The 19,618-nt window shown below is 45.7% G+C and carries 18 protein-coding genes; 15 read left to right on the top strand and 3 right to left on the bottom strand.

The genetic code is table 11. The features are described 5' to 3' along the window. Nucleotides 1-193 precede the first annotated feature (193 nt). The 3 genes from carA (at nt 194) to VNE01S_RS04995 (ending at nt 5,576) form a co-directional block, all read left to right on the top strand. Nucleotides 194-1,333, top strand: a complete 1,140-nt coding sequence (gene carA, locus VNE01S_RS04985; protein ID WP_053396700.1) for a glutamine-hydrolyzing carbamoyl-phosphate synthase small subunit — start codon at nt 194-196, stop codon at nt 1,331-1,333. A 16-nt stretch (nt 1,334-1,349) separates the two neighbouring features. After that, nucleotides 1,350-4,580 (top strand): carbamoyl-phosphate synthase large subunit, encoded by a 3,231-nt coding sequence (gene carB / locus VNE01S_RS04990; RefSeq protein WP_053396701.1) that lies wholly within the window; start codon nt 1,350-1,352, stop codon nt 4,578-4,580. Nucleotides 4,581-4,796: 216 nt separating this feature from the next. Next, nucleotides 4,797-5,576 (top strand): TSUP family transporter, encoded by a 780-nt coding sequence (locus VNE01S_RS04995; protein WP_053396702.1) that lies wholly within the window; start codon nt 4,797-4,799, stop codon nt 5,574-5,576. Here the strand turns inward: VNE01S_RS04995 and VNE01S_RS05000 are convergent. After that, complete coding sequence (locus VNE01S_RS05000) at nt 5,512-6,372, bottom strand: LysR family transcriptional regulator (RefSeq protein ID WP_053396703.1); 861 nt, start codon at nt 6,370-6,372, stop codon at nt 5,512-5,514. The two genes, VNE01S_RS04995 and VNE01S_RS05000, sit on opposite strands and share 65 nt — an antisense overlap. Before the next feature lie 142 nt (nt 6,373-6,514). Then, a complete protein-coding gene (gene grcA, locus VNE01S_RS05005) occupies nt 6,515-6,892 on the bottom strand; it encodes an autonomous glycyl radical cofactor GrcA (protein WP_053396704.1) in 378 nt (125 codons plus the stop codon). Nucleotides 6,893-7,218: 326 nt separating this feature from the next. On the opposite strand from grcA, the gene nfo reads away from it, so the two are divergent. The 3 genes from nfo to VNE01S_RS05020 all read left to right on the top strand — a co-directional run bounded on the left by nfo (nt 7,219) and on the right by VNE01S_RS05020 (nt 9,715). Further along, entirely contained in the window at nt 7,219-8,109 is an 891-nt protein-coding gene (gene nfo, locus VNE01S_RS05010; protein ID WP_156309901.1) for a deoxyribonuclease IV, read from the top strand. Between the two features lie 271 nt (nt 8,110-8,380). After that, nucleotides 8,381-9,070, top strand: a complete 690-nt coding sequence (gene ung / locus VNE01S_RS05015; RefSeq protein ID WP_053396705.1) for a uracil-DNA glycosylase — start codon at nt 8,381-8,383, stop codon at nt 9,068-9,070. 93 nt (nt 9,071-9,163) lie between these two features. Beyond that, a complete protein-coding gene (locus VNE01S_RS05020; protein WP_053396706.1) occupies nt 9,164-9,715 on the top strand; it encodes a hemerythrin domain-containing protein in 552 nt (183 codons plus the stop codon). 44 nt (nt 9,716-9,759) lie between these two features. Here the strand turns inward: VNE01S_RS05020 and VNE01S_RS05025 are convergent, their stop codons facing one another. After that, nucleotides 9,760-9,942: a DUF3545 family protein gene (locus VNE01S_RS05025; protein ID WP_053396707.1), complete on the bottom strand. Its 183-nt coding sequence runs from the start codon at nt 9,940-9,942 to the stop codon at nt 9,760-9,762. A gap of 703 nt (nt 9,943-10,645) precedes the next feature. Between VNE01S_RS05025 and VNE01S_RS05030 the strand changes: the two genes are divergently transcribed. From VNE01S_RS05030 to VNE01S_RS05065, 9 genes are all read left to right on the top strand, one after another. After that, entirely contained in the window at nt 10,646-12,079 is a 1,434-nt protein-coding gene (locus VNE01S_RS05030) for an alanine/glycine:cation symporter family protein (RefSeq protein ID WP_053396708.1), read from the top strand. Between the two features lie 98 nt (nt 12,080-12,177). Then, nucleotides 12,178-12,951, top strand: a complete 774-nt coding sequence (gene yaaA / locus VNE01S_RS05035; protein ID WP_053396709.1) for a peroxide stress protein YaaA — start codon at nt 12,178-12,180, stop codon at nt 12,949-12,951. A 17-nt stretch (nt 12,952-12,968) separates the two neighbouring features. After that, on the top strand, nt 12,969-13,106 hold the full coding sequence (locus tag VNE01S_RS19685; protein WP_162208414.1) for a DUF5363 family protein: 138 nt from the start codon (nt 12,969-12,971) through the stop codon (nt 13,104-13,106). A gap of 2 nt (nt 13,107-13,108) precedes the next feature. Beyond that, nucleotides 13,109-13,882 (top strand): TatD family hydrolase, encoded by a 774-nt coding sequence (locus tag VNE01S_RS05040; protein ID WP_053396810.1) that lies wholly within the window; start codon nt 13,109-13,111, stop codon nt 13,880-13,882. A gap of 218 nt (nt 13,883-14,100) precedes the next feature. Beyond that, the gene (locus VNE01S_RS05045) at nt 14,101-15,315 is read left to right on the top strand and encodes a NupC/NupG family nucleoside CNT transporter (RefSeq protein ID WP_061781628.1); all 1,215 of its coding nucleotides are present in this window, start codon (nt 14,101-14,103) and stop codon (nt 15,313-15,315) included. A gap of 370 nt (nt 15,316-15,685) precedes the next feature. Beyond that, nucleotides 15,686-15,856, top strand: a complete 171-nt coding sequence (locus tag VNE01S_RS05050; protein WP_053396711.1) for a XapX domain-containing protein — start codon at nt 15,686-15,688, stop codon at nt 15,854-15,856. Between the two features lie 260 nt (nt 15,857-16,116). Beyond that, on the top strand, nt 16,117-16,893 hold the full coding sequence (gene deoC / locus VNE01S_RS05055; RefSeq protein WP_053396712.1) for a deoxyribose-phosphate aldolase: 777 nt from the start codon (nt 16,117-16,119) through the stop codon (nt 16,891-16,893). A gap of 84 nt (nt 16,894-16,977) precedes the next feature. Next, nucleotides 16,978-18,306, top strand: a complete 1,329-nt coding sequence (gene deoA / locus VNE01S_RS05060) for a thymidine phosphorylase (protein WP_053396713.1) — start codon at nt 16,978-16,980, stop codon at nt 18,304-18,306. Nucleotides 18,307-18,367: 61 nt separating this feature from the next. Next, complete coding sequence (locus VNE01S_RS05065) at nt 18,368-19,588, top strand: phosphopentomutase (protein WP_053396714.1); 1,221 nt, start codon at nt 18,368-18,370, stop codon at nt 19,586-19,588. The last annotated feature ends 30 nt before the right edge of the window (nt 19,589-19,618 follow it).

Genomic DNA, 19,618 nt, shown 5'->3' on the forward strand with positions numbered 1-19,618 from the left:
CATCTAGAGGTGTTTTTATAGTTAATGGCTTTAAATGACTGATTTATTTTTACGGTTCTGTTGACACAGGTCACAGCCATCTTTAGAATACCGCCAATTTGTCGAAAATGCCTATTTCGCTTATTTATAGCGCTAAGGAAGGCAAATTTGCAGTTTAATTTATTATTTTTGCATCTTTATTCTGGAGGTTGTCTTGAGTAAATCAGCACTGTTAGTCCTAGAAGATGGGACAGTGTTCCACGGTGTTTCCATTGGAGCAGATGGCACATCCGTTGGTGAAGTCGTTTTTAATACCTCGATGACGGGGTACCAAGAAATCCTCACTGATCCTTCCTATTCCCAACAGATTGTCACTCTTACTTATCCCCACATTGGTAATACCGGAACCAATTCCGAAGACGAAGAATCCTCTTCCATTCATGCACAAGGCCTTGTGATCCGCGATCTTCCTCTTATCGCTTCTAACTTCCGTAACGAACAATCCCTCTCTGATTATCTTAAGTCTCAAAACATTGTCGGCATCGCTGATATCGATACTCGTAAGCTCACTCGAATCCTTCGTGAAAAGGGTGCGCAAAACGGTTGTATCGTGGCAGGTGATAACCTTGACGAAGCTTTGGCACTAGCGAAAGCAAAAGATTTTCCAGGCTTGAAAGGAATGGACCTTGCGAAAGAAGTTACAACAAAAGAAGCGTATCAATGGAAACAAGGTTCGTGGACGCTTGAAGGTGGACTTCCAGAGGCGAAAGACGACAGCGAGCTGCCGTACCACGTTGTTGCATACGACTTCGGTGCGAAACGCAACATCTTACGAATGTTGGTTGACCGCGGCTGCCGCCTGACTGTTGTACCTGCTGAAACGTCAGCAGAAGAAGTACTGGCCCTGAACCCAGATGGCGTTTTCTTATCAAACGGCCCTGGTGACCCGGAACCATGTACTTATGCAATTGAAGCGACCAAAGTGTTCCTAGAAAAAGGTCTACCTATCTTTGGTATCTGTCTAGGTCACCAAATCCTAGCGTTAGCATCTGGCGCACAAACAGTGAAGATGAAGTTTGGTCATCACGGCGCAAACCATCCGGTTAAAGACTTAGACCGCGATGTTGTGATGATTACCTCTCAGAACCACGGTTTTGCAGCGGATGAGGAAACGTTACCAGAGAACTTACGTGCCACTCACGTATCGCTATTTGATGGTTCTTTGCAAGGAATTCACCGCACAGATAAGCCAGCATTTAGCTTCCAAGGTCACCCTGAAGCGAGCCCAGGTCCACACGACGCGGCACCGCTATTTGACCACTTTATCGAACTAATCAAAAAACACAGCGCTTAATTCGGAGTAGTAGATAATGCCAAAACGTACTGACATTCAAAGTATTCTAATTCTTGGTGCTGGTCCGATTGTTATCGGTCAGGCATGTGAGTTTGACTACTCTGGCGCACAAGCGTGTAAAGCTCTTCGCGAAGAAGGCTACCGAGTTATCCTGGTTAACTCTAACCCAGCAACGATTATGACTGACCCAGAAATGGCAGATGCGACTTACATCGAGCCGATTCAGTGGGAAGTTGTACGCAAGATCATCGAAAAAGAACGTCCTGACGCAGTTCTGCCAACCATGGGTGGTCAGACGGCACTTAACTGTGCGCTAGATCTAGAGAAACACGGCGTTCTTGAAGAGTTCGGCGTAGAAATGATTGGTGCAACGGCTGACGCGATTGATAAAGCGGAAGACCGTTCTCGCTTTGATAAAGCGATGAAGTCTATCGGCCTTGAGTGTCCTCGCGCAGACACAGCGAAGAGCATGGAAGAAGCTTACCAAGTTTTAGACATGGTTGGCTTCCCTTGTATCATCCGTCCATCTTTCACCATGGGTGGTACGGGTGGCGGTATCGCGTACAACAAAGAAGAGTTCGAAGAAATCTGTCGTCGTGGTCTGGATCTTTCTCCGACCAACGAACTGCTTATCGATGAATCTTTGATCGGTTGGAAAGAGTACGAAATGGAAGTGGTTCGCGACAAAGCGGACAACTGTATCATCGTATGTTCAATTGAGAACTTCGACCCAATGGGCATCCACACTGGTGACTCAATCACAGTAGCACCAGCGCAAACACTGACTGACAAAGAATACCAGCTAATGCGTAACGCATCGCTAGCGGTTCTGCGTGAAATCGGTGTTGAGACAGGTGGTTCAAACGTACAGTTTGGTATCAACCCGAAAGATGGCCGTATGGTTATCATCGAGATGAACCCACGTGTATCTCGTTCTTCTGCTCTAGCGTCAAAAGCAACAGGTTTCCCAATCGCTAAGATTGCAGCGAAACTGGCGGTTGGCTTTACTCTAGACGAGCTACAAAATGACATCACTGGTGGTGCAACGCCAGCGTCATTCGAACCAACAATCGACTACGTAGTAACTAAGATTCCTCGCTTTAACTTCGAGAAATTTGCGGGCGCAAACGACCGTCTGACAACACAGATGAAGTCAGTTGGTGAGGTTATGGCAATTGGTCGTAACCAACAAGAATCTCTTCACAAAGCACTGCGTGGTCTAGAAGTTGGCGCAAATGGCTTTGACGAAATGGTTGACCTAGAAGCACCTGATGCTCTAACAACGATTCGCCACGAGCTAAAAGAAGCGGGTGCCGAGCGTATTTGGTACATCGCAGATGCATTCCGTGCAGGCATGTCAGTAGACGGTGTGTTTAACCTAACGCAAATCGACCGTTGGTTCCTAGTTCAAATCGAAGAGATTGTGAAACTAGAAGCGGAGATTAAAGCGGGTGGTTACGCAGGTCTGACGAAAGATGTGCTTCGCCAGATGAAGCGCAAAGGTTTCTCTGATGCTCGTCTATCTAAGCTACTGGGTGTTGCGGAAAGCGAGATTCGTCGTGCGCGTGAGCAATTCGATATTCACCCGGTGTACAAGCGAGTGGATACCTGTGCGGCAGAGTTCTCATCTGATACCGCTTATATGTACTCATCTTACGATGATGAATGTGAAGCGCAGCCGACCGATAAAGACAAGATCATGGTTCTGGGCGGTGGTCCTAACCGTATCGGTCAAGGTATTGAGTTCGACTACTGTTGTGTTCATGCATCACTAGCACTGCGCGAAGATGGTTACGAAACCATCATGGTCAACTGTAACCCAGAAACGGTTTCAACCGACTACGATACGTCTGACCGTCTGTACTTTGAACCAGTGACACTTGAAGATGTATTGGCTATCGCGCGCGTTGAAAAACCAAAAGGTGTGATTGTTCAGTACGGTGGTCAAACACCATTGAAACTGGCTCGCGCACTTGAAGCCGCTGGTGTACCAATCATTGGTACTAGCCCAGATGCGATTGACCGCGCGGAAGACCGCGAACGTTTCCAAGCGGCAGTAGAGCGTCTTGACCTACTACAGCCAGAAAACGCAACTGTAACGACAATGGAACAAGCGGTTGAGAAATCGAAAGAAATTGGTTTCCCATTGGTGGTTCGCCCGTCTTATGTACTTGGTGGTCGTGCGATGGAAATTGTTTACGATGAGCAAGACCTGCGTCGCTACTTCAATGAAGCCGTCAGCGTGTCAAACGAATCACCAGTCCTGCTGGATCGCTTCCTAGATGACGCAACTGAAGTCGATATCGACGCTATCTGTGACGGTGAGCGTGTGGTTATCGGCGGTATCATGGAGCACATCGAACAAGCGGGCGTTCACTCTGGTGACTCAGCATGTTCACTTCCTGCTTACACGCTAAGCCAGGAAATCCAAGACAAGATGCGTGAGCAAGTTGAGAAGCTGGCGTTCGAATTGGGTGTTCGCGGTCTGATGAATACGCAGTTTGCTGTGAAAGGCGACGACGTTTACCTAATCGAAGTAAACCCTCGTGCTGCCCGTACGGTTCCGTTTGTCTCGAAAGCGACAGGCGCACCACTGGCGAAAATTGCTGCGCGTGTAATGGCAGGCCAATCTCTAGAGTCACAAGGCTTTACCAAAGAGATTATTCCACCTTACTACTCAGTGAAAGAAGTGGTACTGCCGTTCAACAAGTTCCCAGGTGTTGACCCGCTATTAGGTCCAGAAATGCGCTCAACAGGTGAAGTGATGGGTGTCGGTGCAACATTCGCTGAAGCTTATGCGAAAGCGGAACTAGGCTGTGGCAAGGTTTACCCTGAAGGTGGTCGTGCACTACTGTCTGTTCGTGAAGGCGATAAACAGCGCGTAGTTGACCTAGCGTCTAAGCTAACAAAGCTTGGTTACCAGCTAGATGCAACACACGGCACGGCGGTTATCCTGGGTGAAGCGGGCATTAACCCTCGTCTAGTCAACAAGGTACATGAAGGTCGTCCTCATATCCTTGACCGCATCAAGAACAATGAGTACACCTACATTGTCAACACGGCTGCTGGTCGTCAAGCAATCGAAGACTCAAAAGTTCTTCGTCGCGGTGCGCTAGCAGAGAAAGTGAACTACACAACGACACTTAACGCTGCGTTTGCGACATGTATGGCGCATACGGCTGACGCTTGTGCATCAGTAACTTCTGTTCAAGAGCTACACGCTAAAATTGCAGATAAAGAAGCGTAATTAATAAAAATCAGTAAGCTCATAAGAGTTTACAGACAACCTCATTGCCCGCTCAGTAGAGCGGGCTTTTTTTGTGCTTTAATGAGGGGGGGCTCCTTCAACAAGATAACTATTGATGAAAAATAGGAATTGGTTGTAATCGAACCTTTCGCTTACGTGAAGCGTGACCTGATGGTAACTTTGTTCATCTAAGTCATAATAACTAATTGAAACGCAATGGAACTTTCTTTAGACATTCTTGCTCTCTTATTTTTTGTTGCCATGCTTGCGGGGTTTATTGATGCTATGGCTGGGGGCGGTGGTTTAATCACGCTACCAGCACTACTTGCTGTGGGGATTCCACCTACACAAGCATTGGCAACCAACAAATTACAGAGTTCATTTGGAAGCTTTTCTGCTACTTGGTATTTCGTTCGCAACGGTATCGTCAGCCTCAGACAGATGCGCTTTGCTATTGTCTGTACCTTTATTGGTTCTGCTATTGGTGCCGAGGCCGTTCAGTATATCGATGCTGGGGTTCTTACCAGTCTAATTCCTATGTTACTTGTCGCCATTTCTGTCTATTTTTTGCTAATGCCCAAAACGAAAGAGCAGAAAGGAAAGGCAAAGCTATCTGAAATGATGTTCGCTTTTACTGTGGGGGGCGGTGTTGGTTTCTATGATGGTTTCTTTGGCCCCGGAACAGGGTCTATTTTTACGGTCTGTTTTGTTGCATTAGCGCATTTCTCGTTAGTTGAGGCGACCGCTCGTACGAAAGTGCTCAACTTTACCTCAAACATTGCGGCTCTGTTATTTTTCGTTATCGCAGGACTCCCTATTTGGGAGGTGGGGTTAGTGATGGCGGCTGGTGGCTTTATCGGGGCAAGGTCGGGTGCAAAAATTGTGGTGACTAAAGGGCAAAAGTGGATTCGCCCACTGGTGATCACTATGTCTATGTTAATGGCGCTGAAGCTACTATGGGAACAGCATCAGCAATCGATTCTATCAGTGTTTTAATTCTTTCGTTCCGTAGCGAAGAAGGACGAGTACAGATATGAATCGGGCGATAGAGAGGTTTAAGCTGTTCAAAATGATGACAGTAACACGCATCGATATTTAGCGTCTTTATCACTGATAAGGGGACCAAAGCAGGGGCGATCCCCGACAACGCAAGCTGAGCAGCGGCACTGTAGGAGTCCATCTGCATGATCGGCTGGATGTTTAGTCGATTTAAGATGGCGAGTTGGTAGGTATTTGCGGTGTTATTGAGATCATTGGTGATAATGACTTCGGGAAGTGTGGCTAGGTTTTGCGAGTAGACGATGTTAAATGGTTCATCAAGCAGGTGAAAGGTCGTTAAATTGTGATGGGTTGGCAGGTGGCCAGCACACACGCCAATATGCGCTTTGCCGGACTGTACATGCTCGATAATTCGCGGCGTATGGTTGGTAGACAATCGGATGTAAGGATCATGTTTGAACCATTGGCCCAGTACCTCAGATAAGTACCCGGCCACTAAAGTCTCAGAGCAATCCAACTTAATAAGGCTATTTTCTTCCACTGCCTGTTGTTCGTAAATTAAACCGCGGAGTTCATTAAATGTCGGTCCAATGCTGTCGATCAAGTTGATAGCATCTGGTGTGAGCTTCACATTGCGCCCTTCGGGTGCGATCAGCTTTTTCCCCAGTTTCTTTTCTAGGTTAGCGATCCGTTTACTTACGGCTGACTGACTGATGTATAGCAAGCTACCTGCTCTGCTCATGGTTTTCGCTTTACTTAAAACCAAAAGCGTTTCAATGCCTTCCAATAGCATAATTAATGAGTATTAGGAATAGATGCTTCAATCTACCTGATTTCGTCGACTAATGCATCAGATATGGATTTTGGGTGCTACATTGAGATACAAAAAAGCGGCGCTCATAGAGCACCGCTTTTGATAACATTATGACTGAGTTTTATAGAGACTCAGTGAAAGTACGTGCGATAACGTCTCGTTGTTGCTCAGTTGTCAGTGAGTTAAAACGTACAGCGTAGCCAGATACACGGATAGTCAACTGAGGGTACTTCTCAGGGTTTGCCACCGCATCTTCCAACGTTTCGCGTTTTAGGACGTTAACGTTTAGGTGCTGGCCACCCTCAATCTTTGGTGCTGTCTCAATTGCTACTTCACGTGATTCATATTCACCAAGCTCGCTGATAGCGACAACTTGATCGGCTTCATAGCCTGCTGTAGCGGCAACACAACGAGCCTCATTTTTTTCGCTATCTAATAGCCAAATAGAGTTTAGTAGGTTGTCGTTTGCTGCTTGAGTGATTTGAATGCCTTGGATCATAACTTTCTCCTGGTCCACAAATGTGGCTTGATTGGTGTTAATTTTCGAATTTTGTCGAGCTGAGTTATATATACCTAAAAAATGGCTGGTTAATTTTGATTTAGGTCAAATAACCACCAAAAACATTACATATATAGTGGTTATTTAGTTGAGTTAAATCAACTAACCATTAGAAAACAGAGTTTTGAGGTTTTTATCAAGGTTCTGTATTAAGAGTTAAATTTCATTTTGTTGTAAATTTACAACAAAATGTAGCAACAGAGAGTGACTAGAAACGCAAAAATCAAGGCTCTTTGTTGTCTAAACTGAAAGTGCAAAGTGAATAAATGACAATGTTAAAAAAGACTGACGGAAACAAATATATTGGGGCGCATGTCTCTGCGGCAGGCGGTGTTGATCAGGCTCCAATCAGAGCAAGAGAAATTGGTGCGAATGCATTTGCGCTGTTTACGAAAAACCAGCGCCAATGGGCTGCTAAACCACTGGAAGCGAAAACCATCAGTGCTTTTAAAGCGAACTGTCGCATGCTGGGATTTACTAGTGAGCACATTCTTCCGCATGATTCTTATCTCATTAACCTTGGTGCGCCAGAGGAAGAAAAGCTGAATAAGTCACGTGCCGCGTTTATTGACGAAATGGAGCGTTGCCAGCAGCTCGGGTTAACGCTGTTGAACTTTCATCCCGGTAGTCATTTGAAGAAAATTTCAGAGCAAGAATGTTTAACTAAGATTGCTGAATCCATCAACTTAGCGCATCAGGCAGTTCCTGACGTTATCGCTGTGATTGAAAATACAGCCGGTCAAGGCACGAACCTTGGGTGGCGATTTGAGCATCTTGCTGAAATTATTGACCAAGTCGAAGATAAGGCGCGTGTCGGTGTTTGTCTTGACACCTGCCACACATTTGCTGCGGGTTATGATTTGGGATCATTTGAAGCATGTGAATCCACATTTGCCGAGTTTGATCGTGTAGTTGGAATGCACTATTTAAGAGCAATGCACATAAATGACTCGAAATCTGCACTTGGCAGTAAGGTAGATAGACACCATGCTTTAGGTAAAGGAGAGATCGGTTGGGATTGTTTTGAATACATTGCTAAAGATTCGAGATTTGATGGTATCCCATTGATCTTAGAGACGATAGAGCCTGAGATTTGGAAAGATGAAATTGCTCAATTGCGCCGTTTTCATCTAGAAGCAATAAAAGAAAGCGTCTAGTAATAAAAGTGGCATCAATTTTTCATCGCAGATAGCGGGTTTAATAATTAGAGGGTGTCACTATGTCTATTTCATCACAGCAGATTTTCGTAAGCAGTACATCGGTAAAATCAGTGCGTCGGCCAGTGCCTAATCGACATGTTACTGGTCAAGGTCATCACAGAACGCCGCAAAAACATTAGTTCAATACGTCTGATCACCGCAGTGCTTTGTTCCTTCATTACTTTTTGAGACAATCGTTTGAAATGACGAATAGTAGAAGGAACAAAGTATGGACTCATCACTGACTTGGCATGATGTGATTGGTGCGGAGAAAGAACAAGATTACTTTCAGCAGACATTAGCTTTTGTGGACGCGGAGCGTAATGCGGGGAAAGTGATTTTCCCACCAGCACAAGATGTATTCAATGCTTTCCGTGCTACTGAGTTCGGTGACGTTAAAGTGGTTATATTGGGCCAAGATCCTTACCACGGCCCAAACCAGGCACATGGTCTCTGCTTTTCTGTCTTACCTGGCGTGAAAACGCCGCCTTCACTGGTGAATATGTACAAAGAGCTCGCACAAGATATAGACGGTTTTGATATACCACAACACGGTTATTTACAGCATTGGGCCGAGCAGGGGGTTTTACTGCTTAATACCGTTTTAACCGTAGAGCAAGGTAAAGCGCATTCCCATGCTAAAACGGGCTGGGAAACATTTACTGATAAAGTCATAGAGGCCATCAACCAACATCAGTCTGGTGTCGTGTTTCTTTTATGGGGAGCTCACGCACAGAAGAAAGGCCGATTCATCGATCGCAATAAACACCATGTTTTAACGGCGCCACACCCATCGCCATTGTCTGCTCACCGCGGCTTTTTAGGCTGTAAGCACTTTTCTCAGGCCAACGAACTTTTAGTTAACCAAGGAGTGTCGCCGATCGACTGGTGTTTACCCGCGACGATCTTAGAACGTTGATTTTGAACATTTGTTTAAAATTTGAGCGGGCCCAAGGCTAAGCGAGATATTCTCATATACACTTATAAAACATGAGTGTTAAGGAGAAACGCTATGATGATTGAGAGGATAAGACGCGAACACGGTTATATGGTTCGACTGTTGGCCGTGTTGAAACAGAAGATTGCTTTACTAGAGCAAGAGGAGCCAATTAATTACTCGTTACTTCGTGAAATAGTCACCTATCTTGTGGATCATTCAGAGCGGGTTCACCATCCGAAAGAAGACATACTGTATCAGTACTATTTGGATCATTTTGGCGAGCAGCAAGAAATCATCAACCTTGAAAATGAGCATAAAGTCCTGTCAGAGCAAACGCATGCTTTCTTAGATACCGTCGATATGATTCTTAATGATGCGGTAGTGCCACAAGATATCTTTCTCACTCAGCTCAAAGAGTTCGTTAACTCGCAGAAGAGCCACCTAGAGTTAGAAGAGCGAGCGGTATTACCACTCATTGCCAAAGTTTTTACCGTCAAAGATTGGCAGGCGGTTGAGGATCAATGGACTGAAAACGAAGAAGATCCTGTCTTTGGTGAAACCATCGCTGAAAAGTATCAGCAATTGGCTCAGCGAGTCAGGCAGAACGAGCAAGAGTGCATTTAGTTCGTTCGACAGAAACAAAAAAGAGGCTAAGCGCCTCTTTTTTATTAGAAATCTATATTTTCAATATCTTCAAACGCGATGCCCATTTCTTTTAGTTCACGCTGAAGACGTTGTCGGTCTTTTATCGCCTCAATTTCTCGCCACTTGCGTTTCACAGGTTTTGAGCGTACACCACGAGTTTTTGGTAGTTCCATTTCCATAATGTCTTCAAAGTTTAAGCTGTCCATAAGCTACCTCTGTTAATAGTTACTCTTTGAAGGGGTATTGTTTAAATACCATTCTCAATGCAGCGTAACTTTGATTCGTTTCTCATTTGTTACGATTCCATGAAGGTTTTCTGGAAATTTTACTAGTAACTCACACTAATCTTTATCCGTTTTGCTGGTTTTTTGTTCGGGTGTTTGCACGGTAACGATTAAATTGTCGGAAATTGATTGTTAATCGACTGTTTATAAGATCACCAATAAGTGCTGTTATGCAATAAGTTTTCATCTTCAGCAGCGGCAGAGCTTAGAAATGTTTTTTTGTTTTGGTGCTAGCATCCCGCCAAGCCTTGGATAACAAGGCTTGGAGTCAATTTTTCCGTGATAGGAGTGTTGAGAAGGGTAATACTCGATATTGTTGTATAAATTTGGTGATCTTGTTCTGTGTTTGTGGTCGTTTTGTTCAGCTTTGTGTTAATTTAAGGTGACTTTATAGTAAAAAATAACCTTCAAATAAAACATGGTGCATATTGATTTTTGCTTGTCTTCGCTGCATTATCCGCCCGTCAAAAATCAGCTGGTACGTAAAATGGAAGCATGAGGCGCGTTTTACAAATCTTGGTTGCACGAAAATTAAACTATAAATGCTAAGTTCATTGACTCTTAGCTTGCAATCAAGTGGATGGCTTGGAAGCAGAGGCCAGCGAAAACTCAATATGAGGTTCTTATGACAGATATAATCAATTTAATGAACGACCTGCTTTGGGGTTCGATTCTTGTTTACTTGTTGGTGGGTGTTGGGATTTACTTCACCGTAAGACTGGGTTTTATCCAGTTCCGCCACTTTGGCCACATGTTCTCAGTTCTTAAAAATAGCCGTAAAACAGACAGCGCTGGTATTTCTTCTTTTCAAGCTCTTTGTACTAGTCTAGCTGCGCGTGTAGGTACTGGTAACATGGCGGGTGTCGCTGTTGCATTAACTGCGGGTGGCCCTGGCGCGATCTTCTGGATGTGGCTAATCGCGATGTTGGGTATGGCAACCTCATTTGCAGAGAGCACACTAGCACAGTTATACAAAACCAAAGATGATGACGGTAACTACCGTGGCGGCCCTGCATACTACATGGAGAAAGGCCTAGGTATGCGCTGGATGGGGGTTCTGTTCTCTGTCTTCCTAATCATCGCTTTTGGTTTGGTATTTAATGCCGTTCAGGCTAACTCGATTGCAGGCGCAATGAACACCGCTTTTGGTTGGAATGAAACCTATGTTGGCGTTGGTGTTGTGATTCTTTCTTCGGTAGTCATCTTCGGTGGTATCAAGCGTATCGCACGTGTTGCTGAGATGATTGTACCGGCAATGGCGCTCGCTTACTTGATCCTAGCTCTGTTCGTTATGTTCGTGAACATTGAAAAACTGCCTGCAGTTCTGGAGCTGATCTTTAAGAGTGCGTTTGGCCTACAAGAAGCCGCAGCGGGTGGTCTAGGTTACGCAATTGCACAAGCGATGATCAACGGTATCAAACGCGGTCTGTTCTCGAATGAAGCTGGTATGGGTTCTGCACCTAACGCAGCAGCATCTGCAACGCCATACCCGCCACACCCGGCGTCACAAGGTTATGTGCAAATGCTAGGTGTCTTCATGGATACGATTGTGATCTGTTCTGCAACAGTGGCTATCATCCTAATGTCGGGTGAATACGTACCACACGGTGAAGTGACGGGTATTGAGCTAACTCAGAACGCACTGAGCTCTCAGGTTGGTGAATGGGGTGGCGTATTCGTTGCCGTAGCGATCTTCTTCTTCGCTTTCACATCCATCATTGCAAACTATTCGTACGCAGAGACAAACCTTATCTTCTTGGAGCATAACCACAAAGCGGGTCTAAGCATCTTCCGAGTAGTGGTTCTTGGTATGGTGATGTTTGGTGCGGTGGCGTCTCTACCAATCGTTTGGGCTCTGGCTGATGTTTCTATGGGTTTGATGGCGATTGTGAACTTGGTAGCGATTATCCTACTATCAGGTATCGTGATTAAGCTGGCGAAAGACTACAACCGTCAGTTAGACGCAGGTAAAGTACCGACTTTCGATGCTAACGATTACCCAGAGCTGAAATCTCAGCTTGAAGAAGGTATCTGGTATACAGACAAGAAAGACTCATAGCATTTCACTATCAGTTTGATTCAAAAAGCCGTGCAGACATTGCACGGCTTTTTTTGTATCCTAGAGTCAAATAAAAATAGAATCAGTAGAGTAAAGTTATGCTAATCGTAGTGTCTCCAGCGAAAACATTGGATTATGAATCGCCTCTTGCGACAGAGAAGTTCACTCAGCCTGAATTGATTGATTATTCGAAAGCGTTGATTGAGGTTTGTCGACAGTTAACCCCTGCAGATGTGTCCAGCCTGATGAAAGTGAGTGATAAGATCGCAGACCTCAACGTCGGCCGTTTTCAGGAATGGAGTGAAGAGTTCACCACGGAGAACTCACGCCAAGCGATTTTGGCGTTCAAAGGGGATGTCTATACTGGCTTAGATGCTCAGACACTCAGTGACGAGGACTTTGATTACGCCCAGCAGCACCTGCGCATGCTTTCTGGTTTATATGGTTTATTGAAACCTCTCGACTTGATGCAACCTTACCGCTTAGAAATGGGTACTAAACTAGAGAATGATAAAGGGAAGAACCTCTATCAATTCTGGGGGAATGTGATCACCGAGAAACTGAATGAAGCACTTGCAGCTCAGGGCGATAATGTCTTAATCAACTTAGCTTCCAATGAGTATTTTAAAGCGGTGAAACCGAAAGCCTTGGATGCACAAGTGATTACACCTGTGTTTAAAGATTGCAAAAACGGTCAGTACAAAGTGATCAGTTTCTACGCGAAAAAAGCGCGCGGTATGATGGCTCGTTATATCATCGAAAATAGAATATCCAGTGTTGCAGATTTGACTAACTTCGACATTGCGGGCTATTACTTTGTAGAGGAAGAGTCGACACCAACCGACTTGGTGTTTAAGCGAGAAGAGCAGTAATTCTTGGAGGGTAGGGCATGATCACTTGGTTTAAGAAGGTAATCGCAAAGTATGATGCTTGGTGTTTATCGATGGGGCTGACGCCTGAAAATAAACGAAGCTGTGTCCCTTACCGCAAAGACCCGACGCACGAAAACAAAACAAAGGCGCGCTAATGATGCGCCTTTTTGATACCCACTGTCATTTTGACTTCGAACCCTTCAGTGACGACTTTGCATCTCAGTTGCAGCAAGCTCATCAGCACGGCGTTACACGACTGCTGATCCCGGCTATTGGACCTTCAAATTGGCAAAAGGTTATCGATCTTTCAAGCCAGTATCCATCAATCTACTATGCTTTGGGCTTTCACCCTTATTTTCTGGATGGTGACAGCATTCAGTATTTGCAATCGCTAGAGACATTATTGTCAGGCTCTGATCCAAATTGTGTCGCTGTGGGCGAGTGTGGCTTGGATGCAATGATTGATGTAGAGATGGGACTGCAAGAGATGCTGTTTATCAGACAGATTGAATTAGCCAGCCAATCGAAAAAACCGCTGATCCTGCATGCACGAAAAACGCATAATCGACTCATTCAATTATTGAAGCAGTATCGGTTTCAGTATAGCGGTATTCTTCACGGTTTTTCTGGCAGCTACCAGCAGGCGCAGCAGTTCATTGAGCTTGGTTTCTATATTGGGGTAGGCGGTGTCATTACATACCCAAGAGCAAATAAAACCCGCCAAGCGATCGCGCAACTGCCAATAGAGCGGTTGGTCTTGGAGACTGACGCACCAGACATGCCGTTGAGTGGTCACCAAGGGGAAGACAATCACCCCAAAATGTTGGCAGCGGTGTTAGATTGTCTGGCTGAGCTAAGGCCTGAATCAAAAAGTGAGATAGGGCAGGCTGTTTGGAATAATAGCAGCCGAGCACTAGGCCTTTGTGAATAGAATCTAAACGAAGTATGGATGCTGTGATTTAATATGCATATAAAGGAGATTTGTATCACAATGTGGAATGAATGTTAGTTTGATCTTATTAGAAACTGTGAACACGGCAGTACTTTGTTGATGGACGGATGAGTATAATTGCGGTTGCTTTTTTAGCTCCATTTTGTAACACGCCAAACAAATAACCTATAAGGAAGTCATAAACTATGAGCCTGTTTATGAGCCTGTTTATGAGCCTAGTCGGTATGGCAGTTTTGCTAGGTATAGCATTACTACTGTCTGATAACCGCAAAGCTATCAATCTAAGAACTGTGGGTGGCGCTTTTGCTATCCAATTTATTATCGGTGGTTTCGTTCTTTACGTGCCATGGGGTCGTGATCTACTGGCTGGTTTCTCAGCTGGTGTACAAAACGTTATCGACTACGGTAAAGACGGTACTGGTTTCCTATTTGGCAGCCTAGTTAACTTCTCAGTTGACGGTATCGGTTTCATTTTTGCGTTCCAAGTACTTCCAACGCTAATCTTCTTCTCATCGCTAATCTCTGTACTTTACTACATCGGTGTTATGCAATGGGTTATCAAGATTCTTGGTGGCGGTCTACAAAAAGCACTAGGTACATCACGTGCCGAGTCTATGTCTGCAGCAGCGAACATTTTCGTAGGTCAAACAGAAGCGCCTCTAGTGGTACGTCCGTTTGTTCCTAGAATGACACAGTCTGAGCTATTTGCAGTAATGTGTGGTGGTCTAGCGTCAGTTGCTGGTGGTGTACTAGCTGGTTACGCAGCAATGGGTGTTCCTCTAGAATACCTAGTTGCGGCATCATTCATGGCGGCACCAGGTGGTCTTTTATTCGCTAAGATCATTAAGCCAGAAACTGACACGGCAGATGAAGATCTAGATAAAGACATCGACGGTGGTGAAGACAAGCCGGCTAACGTTATCGACGCAGCTGCGGGCGGTGCATCTGTTGGTCTAATCGCACTTATCAACGGTATTCTAGGTGGTCTTGGTGGTTGGTTCGGCATGCCGGAGCTAACTCTAGAACTTCTACTAGGTTACCTATTCTCTCCTCTAGCATTCCTAATCGGTGTGCCATGGGAAGAAGCAACATTCGCGGGTTCATTCATCGGCCAGAAACTGGTAGTAAACGAATTCGTAGCTTACCTAAACTTCGTACCTTACGTTGGTGACGCTGCACAAGTGGTTCCAGCAACAGGTGCAGTAATGTCTGAGAAGACTCAAGCAATTATCGCATTCGCTCTATGTGGTTTCGCAAACCTTTCTTCTATCGCGATTCTACTAGGTGGTCTAGGTGGTCTAGCGCCAAACCGTCGTCACGACATCGCTCGTATGGGTGTTAAAGCGGTTTGTGCGGGTACGCTATCTAACCTAATGGCGGCGACAATCGCTGGCTTCTTCCTATCTTTCTAATTAAGTAAGAGAAAGATTATATAGACGCCACTTTAAAAAGCCCCGTAGTCACATTCTTGTGCTACGGGGCTTTTTTGTTTTCTGCATAGTCAGTGCGATAGCTAAGTGACTGGGGGCGAGTCCCTGTTGTCTTGTTCTCACACTAACTATCTTGAAAACGGAGAGTGTTTAGCTTTGATTAAGTTAAGCGCTCAAACAATGTCTGAGCTCGGTTCAGACAACCAGAGACTTGACGTTTGCGGTAGGTAAGTCCGCGCAAACGTTGAACAGGATCTTTTTTGAGATACAAACCGTTTGCGCTCTATGAGCAACTACAGTTCTGCGACAAATATCTATAATGTATATATGTATAGAAAGTAGGGTAAAACTCATGAATGAAGTTATCCTCGCAATCCTCGCAGGTTTTGTCGTTGGAGTCCTGTTTTCTGCCATTAAGTTACCCATACCTGCTCCGCCTGTTTTGTCGGGTGTGATGGGGATTGTCGGGGTTTACTTAGGTGGCATAGCTTATCAATGGATTATTGAAAAGTTTTTTAGCTAGCGTTAATCAATACATGGAGTATGATTTCTGTTGGCAGCAACGTTAAGTTGCTTGGGTGTTATGCCCATATACGTTAGACACCGCAATCGCAGATTGTTGTGCCATAGACCAAACTGGTACTGTGCGGTGACAGGGATAGCAATTGGTATATTTTTCGCTGTATATACCGAGTCTTCAAGGAACCAAGTCCGTTCATAAATGAATGCGACCTTAAAAAGAATCAAGGTTGTAACTTTTTTGAATATTGATCGGAGATAGAAATGAGCGATTTAAAAGCAGCAGCACTACGTGCACTTAAACTAATGGACCTAACTACGCTGAATGATGATGACACTGATGCGAAAGTTATCTCTCTATGTCATGACGCAAAATCAGCAGTAGGTAACACAGCTGCAATTTGTATTTACCCTCGCTTTATTCCTATTGCTAAGAAGACACTTCGCGAGCAAGGTACACCAGAAATTCGCATCGCAACCGTAACGAATTTCCCACACGGTAACGATGACATCGAAATCGCAGTTGCAGAAACAAAAGCTGCTGTGGCTTACGGTGCAGATGAAGTAGACGTCGTTTTCCCATACCGCGCCCTAATGGCGGGTGATGAGAAAGTGGGCTTCGAGTTAGTTAAGCAATGTAAAGAAGCCTGTGGCGATATTCTTCTAAAAGTGATCATCGAAACAGGTGAACTGAAAGAAGAAGCATTGATCAAGAAAGCGTCGCAAATCTGTATCGAAGCGGGCGCAGACTTTATTAAAACATCCACAGGTAAAGTGCCTGTAAACGCAACCCCAGAATACGCACGCATGATGCTAGAAGTCATCCGCGATATGGGCGTAGCAGAAACCGTTGGTTTCAAACCTGCTGGTGGTGTACGTACTGCAGAAGACGCAGCTGCGTACCTAGCAATGGCAGACGAAATCTTAGGTGATGGCTGGGTTGATGCTCGACACTACCGTTTCGGTGCGTCAAGCCTGCTAACCAACCTCCTAAATACATTAGAAGTAACAGACGAAACGGCTGATCCAGCCGCGTACTAATTACAACAGTCTGAATGTGGTGAGCGTTCGCTTGCCACATACCTTTTACTCTACAAACCACCTAATAATGTGTGGGAGGCTCTAATGTATTTACCACAAGAAATTATCCGTAAAAAACGCGACGGCGAAGTACTGACCGCGGAAGAAATCAACTTTTTTATTCAAGGTGTTGCGAACAATACCGTGTCTGAAGGCCAGATCGCTGCATTCGCAATGACGATCTTTTTCAACGAAATGACGATGCCAGAACGTATTGCCCTGACGTGTGCAATGCGTGACTCAGGCATGGTGATTGACTGGAGCCACAAGAACTTCGGCGGTCCGATTGTCGATAAACACTCAACTGGTGGCGTTGGTGACGTAACCTCATTGATGCTTGGCCCTATGGTGGCAGCATGTGGTGGTTTTGTACCAATGATCTCAGGTCGCGGCCTTGGTCACACGGGCGGTACGCTTGATAAGCTTGAGTCAATTCCGGGCTACAACATCACCCCAACCAATGAAGTATTTGGTGATGTCACCAAAGATGCGGGCGTCGCAATCATCGGCCAAACGGGCGACCTTGCTCCGGCAGACAAACGTGTGTACGCAACGCGCGATATCACCGCAACGGTCGACAACATCTCTTTGATTACTGCGTCAATTCTGTCTAAGAAACTGGCAGCAGGTCTTGAATCACTGGTTATGGACGTAAAAGTAGGTTCTGGTGCGTTTATGCCGACTTACGAAGCGTCTGAAGAGCTGGCGAAGTCGATTGTTGCCGTAGCAAATGGCGCTGGCACCAAGACAACGGCCATCCTGACTGATATGAACCAGGTACTGGCTTCTTCAGCCGGTAACGCGGTGGAAGTACGCGAAGCGGTTCGATTCCTAACAGGCGAATACCGTAACCCACGTTTACTTGAAGTGACTATCGCATCGTGCGCAGAAATGTTGGTGCTAGGTAAACTGGCTGAAAACACAGAAGACGCGCGTGCGAAACTGATGAACGTGCTGGATAACGGCAAAGCAGCAGAGTGCTTCGGTAAGATGGTGGCAGGCCTCGGCGGCCCGGCAGACTTTGTTGAAAACTACGACAACTACCTAGAAAAAGCAGACATCATCAAGCCCGTCTTTGCGGATCAAACGGGTGTGGTATCCGCGATGGATACACGTGCCATTGGTATGGCTGTTGTGGCTATGGGTGGCGGTCGTCGAGTGGCGACTGACAAGATTGATTACGCAGTGGGTTTTGATGGTTTCATCCGTTTGGGCGAAGAAGCATCAAGCGACAAACCGCTAGCGATGATTCACGCGCGCAGTGAAGAGCAGTGGCAAGAAGCAGCACAAGCACTGAAAAATGCCATTACGATTGGCGGTGAATATACACCGACTCCAGAGGTCTACCGCCAGATCCGCGCAGAAGATATTTAATTAGTAATAAAAAAGGCCTGCTGCATTCCAATGATTACCGAGTGGGCCTAAGGAACGAGCAATGAAAAGAGCATTTATTTTAGTACTAGACTCATTCGGTATTGGCGCGACAGCAGACGCTGAAAAGTTTGGTGACGTTGGTTCAGACACGCTAGGTCATATTGCAGAGCAGTGTGAAAAAGGTTTGGCGGATAATGCCGATCGTAGTGGCGCACTTAAGCTACCTAACCTATCGAAACTGGGTTTGGCGATGGCGCACAAAGAATCAACGGGTCAGTTTGCCCCAGGTCTGGATGCAGATGTTGACATCATTGGTGCATACGGCCACGCCGCTGAGCTATCTTCAGGTAAAGACACGCCGTCTGGTCACTGGGAAATTGCTGGTGTGCCTGTTTTGTTTGATTGGGGTTACTTCACAGACAAAGCAAACAGCTTCCCGAAAGAGCTGACTGATCGCATCCTAGAGCGTGCGGGCCTAGACGGGTTCCTAGGTAACTGTCACGCGTCTGGTACGCAGGTTCTTGATGATCTGGGTGAAGAGCACATGAAGACTGGCATGCCAATCTTCTATACCTCAGCGGACTCTGTATTCCAGATCGCTTGTCACGAAGAGACATTCGGCCTTGAGCGTCTACTTGAGCTTTGCCAAATTGCGCGTGAAGAGCTAGAAGATTACAACATTGGCCGTGTTATCGCGCGCCCATTCATTGGCCCGGGTAAAGGTCAGTTTGAGCGTACGGGTAACCGCCGCGATTTGTCTGTTGAACCACCATCAGCGACTATCTTACAAAAGCTAGTGGATGAGAAGGGCGGTCAGGTTCATTCCATCGGTAAGATCTCAGATATTTATGCAGGTTGCGGGATCACTAAGAAAACCAAAGCGACAGGCATTCCAGCGCTATTTGAAGCAACGAAAGAAGCGATCAAAGAAGCGGGTGATAACACCATCGTCTTCACTAACTTCGTTGATTTCGACTCGGCATACGGCCACCGCCGCGATGTAGCGGGTTACGCAGCTGCGCTTGAATATTTTGATGGCCGTATTCACGAAGTGCTAGAGCTAATGGAAGAGGACGATGTACTTATCCTAACTGCAGACCACGGTTGTGATCCAACATGGCAAGGCACTGACCATACTCGTGAACACATCCCTGTGATTGTGTACGGTCAGAAAGTTCCTGCTGGTTCACTAGGTCTTCGCGACACATTCGCAGACATCGGTCAAACCTTGGCGAGCTACTTCGGTACGTCTCCAATGGATTACGGTAAGAACTTTCTATAACCAATTGATGAGCAGAGAGGCATAGTGCCT

The sequence above is a fragment of the Vibrio nereis NBRC 15637 genome (assembly GCF_001591105.1).
In the GTDB taxonomy this organism is placed as follows: Bacteria; Pseudomonadota; Gammaproteobacteria; order Enterobacterales; family Vibrionaceae; genus Vibrio; species Vibrio nereis.

Bases quoted from the DNA above. Each gene is read 5' to 3' on its own strand.
- carB (WP_053396701.1), top strand. From the start codon at position 1,350: ATGCCAAAACGTACTGACATTCAAAGTATTCTAATTCTTGGTGCTGGT.
- VNE01S_RS04995 (WP_053396702.1), top strand. From the start codon at position 4,797: ATGGAACTTTCTTTAGACATTCTTGCTCTCTTATTTTTTGTTGCCATG.
- VNE01S_RS05000 (WP_053396703.1), bottom strand. From the start codon at position 6,372: ATGCTATTGGAAGGCATTGAAACGCTTTTGGTTTTAAGTAAAGCGAAA.
- grcA (WP_053396704.1), bottom strand. From the start codon at position 6,892: ATGATCCAAGGCATTCAAATCACTCAAGCAGCAAACGACAACCTACTA.
- nfo (WP_156309901.1), top strand. From the start codon at position 7,219: ATGACAATGTTAAAAAAGACTGACGGAAACAAATATATTGGGGCGCAT.
- ung (WP_053396705.1), top strand. From the start codon at position 8,381: ATGGACTCATCACTGACTTGGCATGATGTGATTGGTGCGGAGAAAGAA.
- VNE01S_RS05020 (WP_053396706.1), top strand. From the start codon at position 9,164: ATGATGATTGAGAGGATAAGACGCGAACACGGTTATATGGTTCGACTG.
- VNE01S_RS05025 (WP_053396707.1), bottom strand. From the start codon at position 9,942: ATGGACAGCTTAAACTTTGAAGACATTATGGAAATGGAACTACCAAAA.
- VNE01S_RS05030 (WP_053396708.1), top strand. From the start codon at position 10,646: ATGACAGATATAATCAATTTAATGAACGACCTGCTTTGGGGTTCGATT.
- yaaA (WP_053396709.1), top strand. From the start codon at position 12,178: ATGCTAATCGTAGTGTCTCCAGCGAAAACATTGGATTATGAATCGCCT.
- VNE01S_RS19685 (WP_162208414.1), top strand. From the start codon at position 12,969: ATGATCACTTGGTTTAAGAAGGTAATCGCAAAGTATGATGCTTGGTGT.
- VNE01S_RS05040 (WP_053396810.1), top strand. From the start codon at position 13,109: ATGCGCCTTTTTGATACCCACTGTCATTTTGACTTCGAACCCTTCAGT.
- VNE01S_RS05045 (WP_061781628.1), top strand. From the start codon at position 14,101: ATGAGCCTGTTTATGAGCCTAGTCGGTATGGCAGTTTTGCTAGGTATA.
- VNE01S_RS05050 (WP_053396711.1), top strand. From the start codon at position 15,686: ATGAATGAAGTTATCCTCGCAATCCTCGCAGGTTTTGTCGTTGGAGTC.
- deoC (WP_053396712.1), top strand. From the start codon at position 16,117: ATGAGCGATTTAAAAGCAGCAGCACTACGTGCACTTAAACTAATGGAC.
- deoA (WP_053396713.1), top strand. From the start codon at position 16,978: ATGTATTTACCACAAGAAATTATCCGTAAAAAACGCGACGGCGAAGTA.
- VNE01S_RS05065 (WP_053396714.1), top strand. From the start codon at position 18,368: ATGAAAAGAGCATTTATTTTAGTACTAGACTCATTCGGTATTGGCGCG.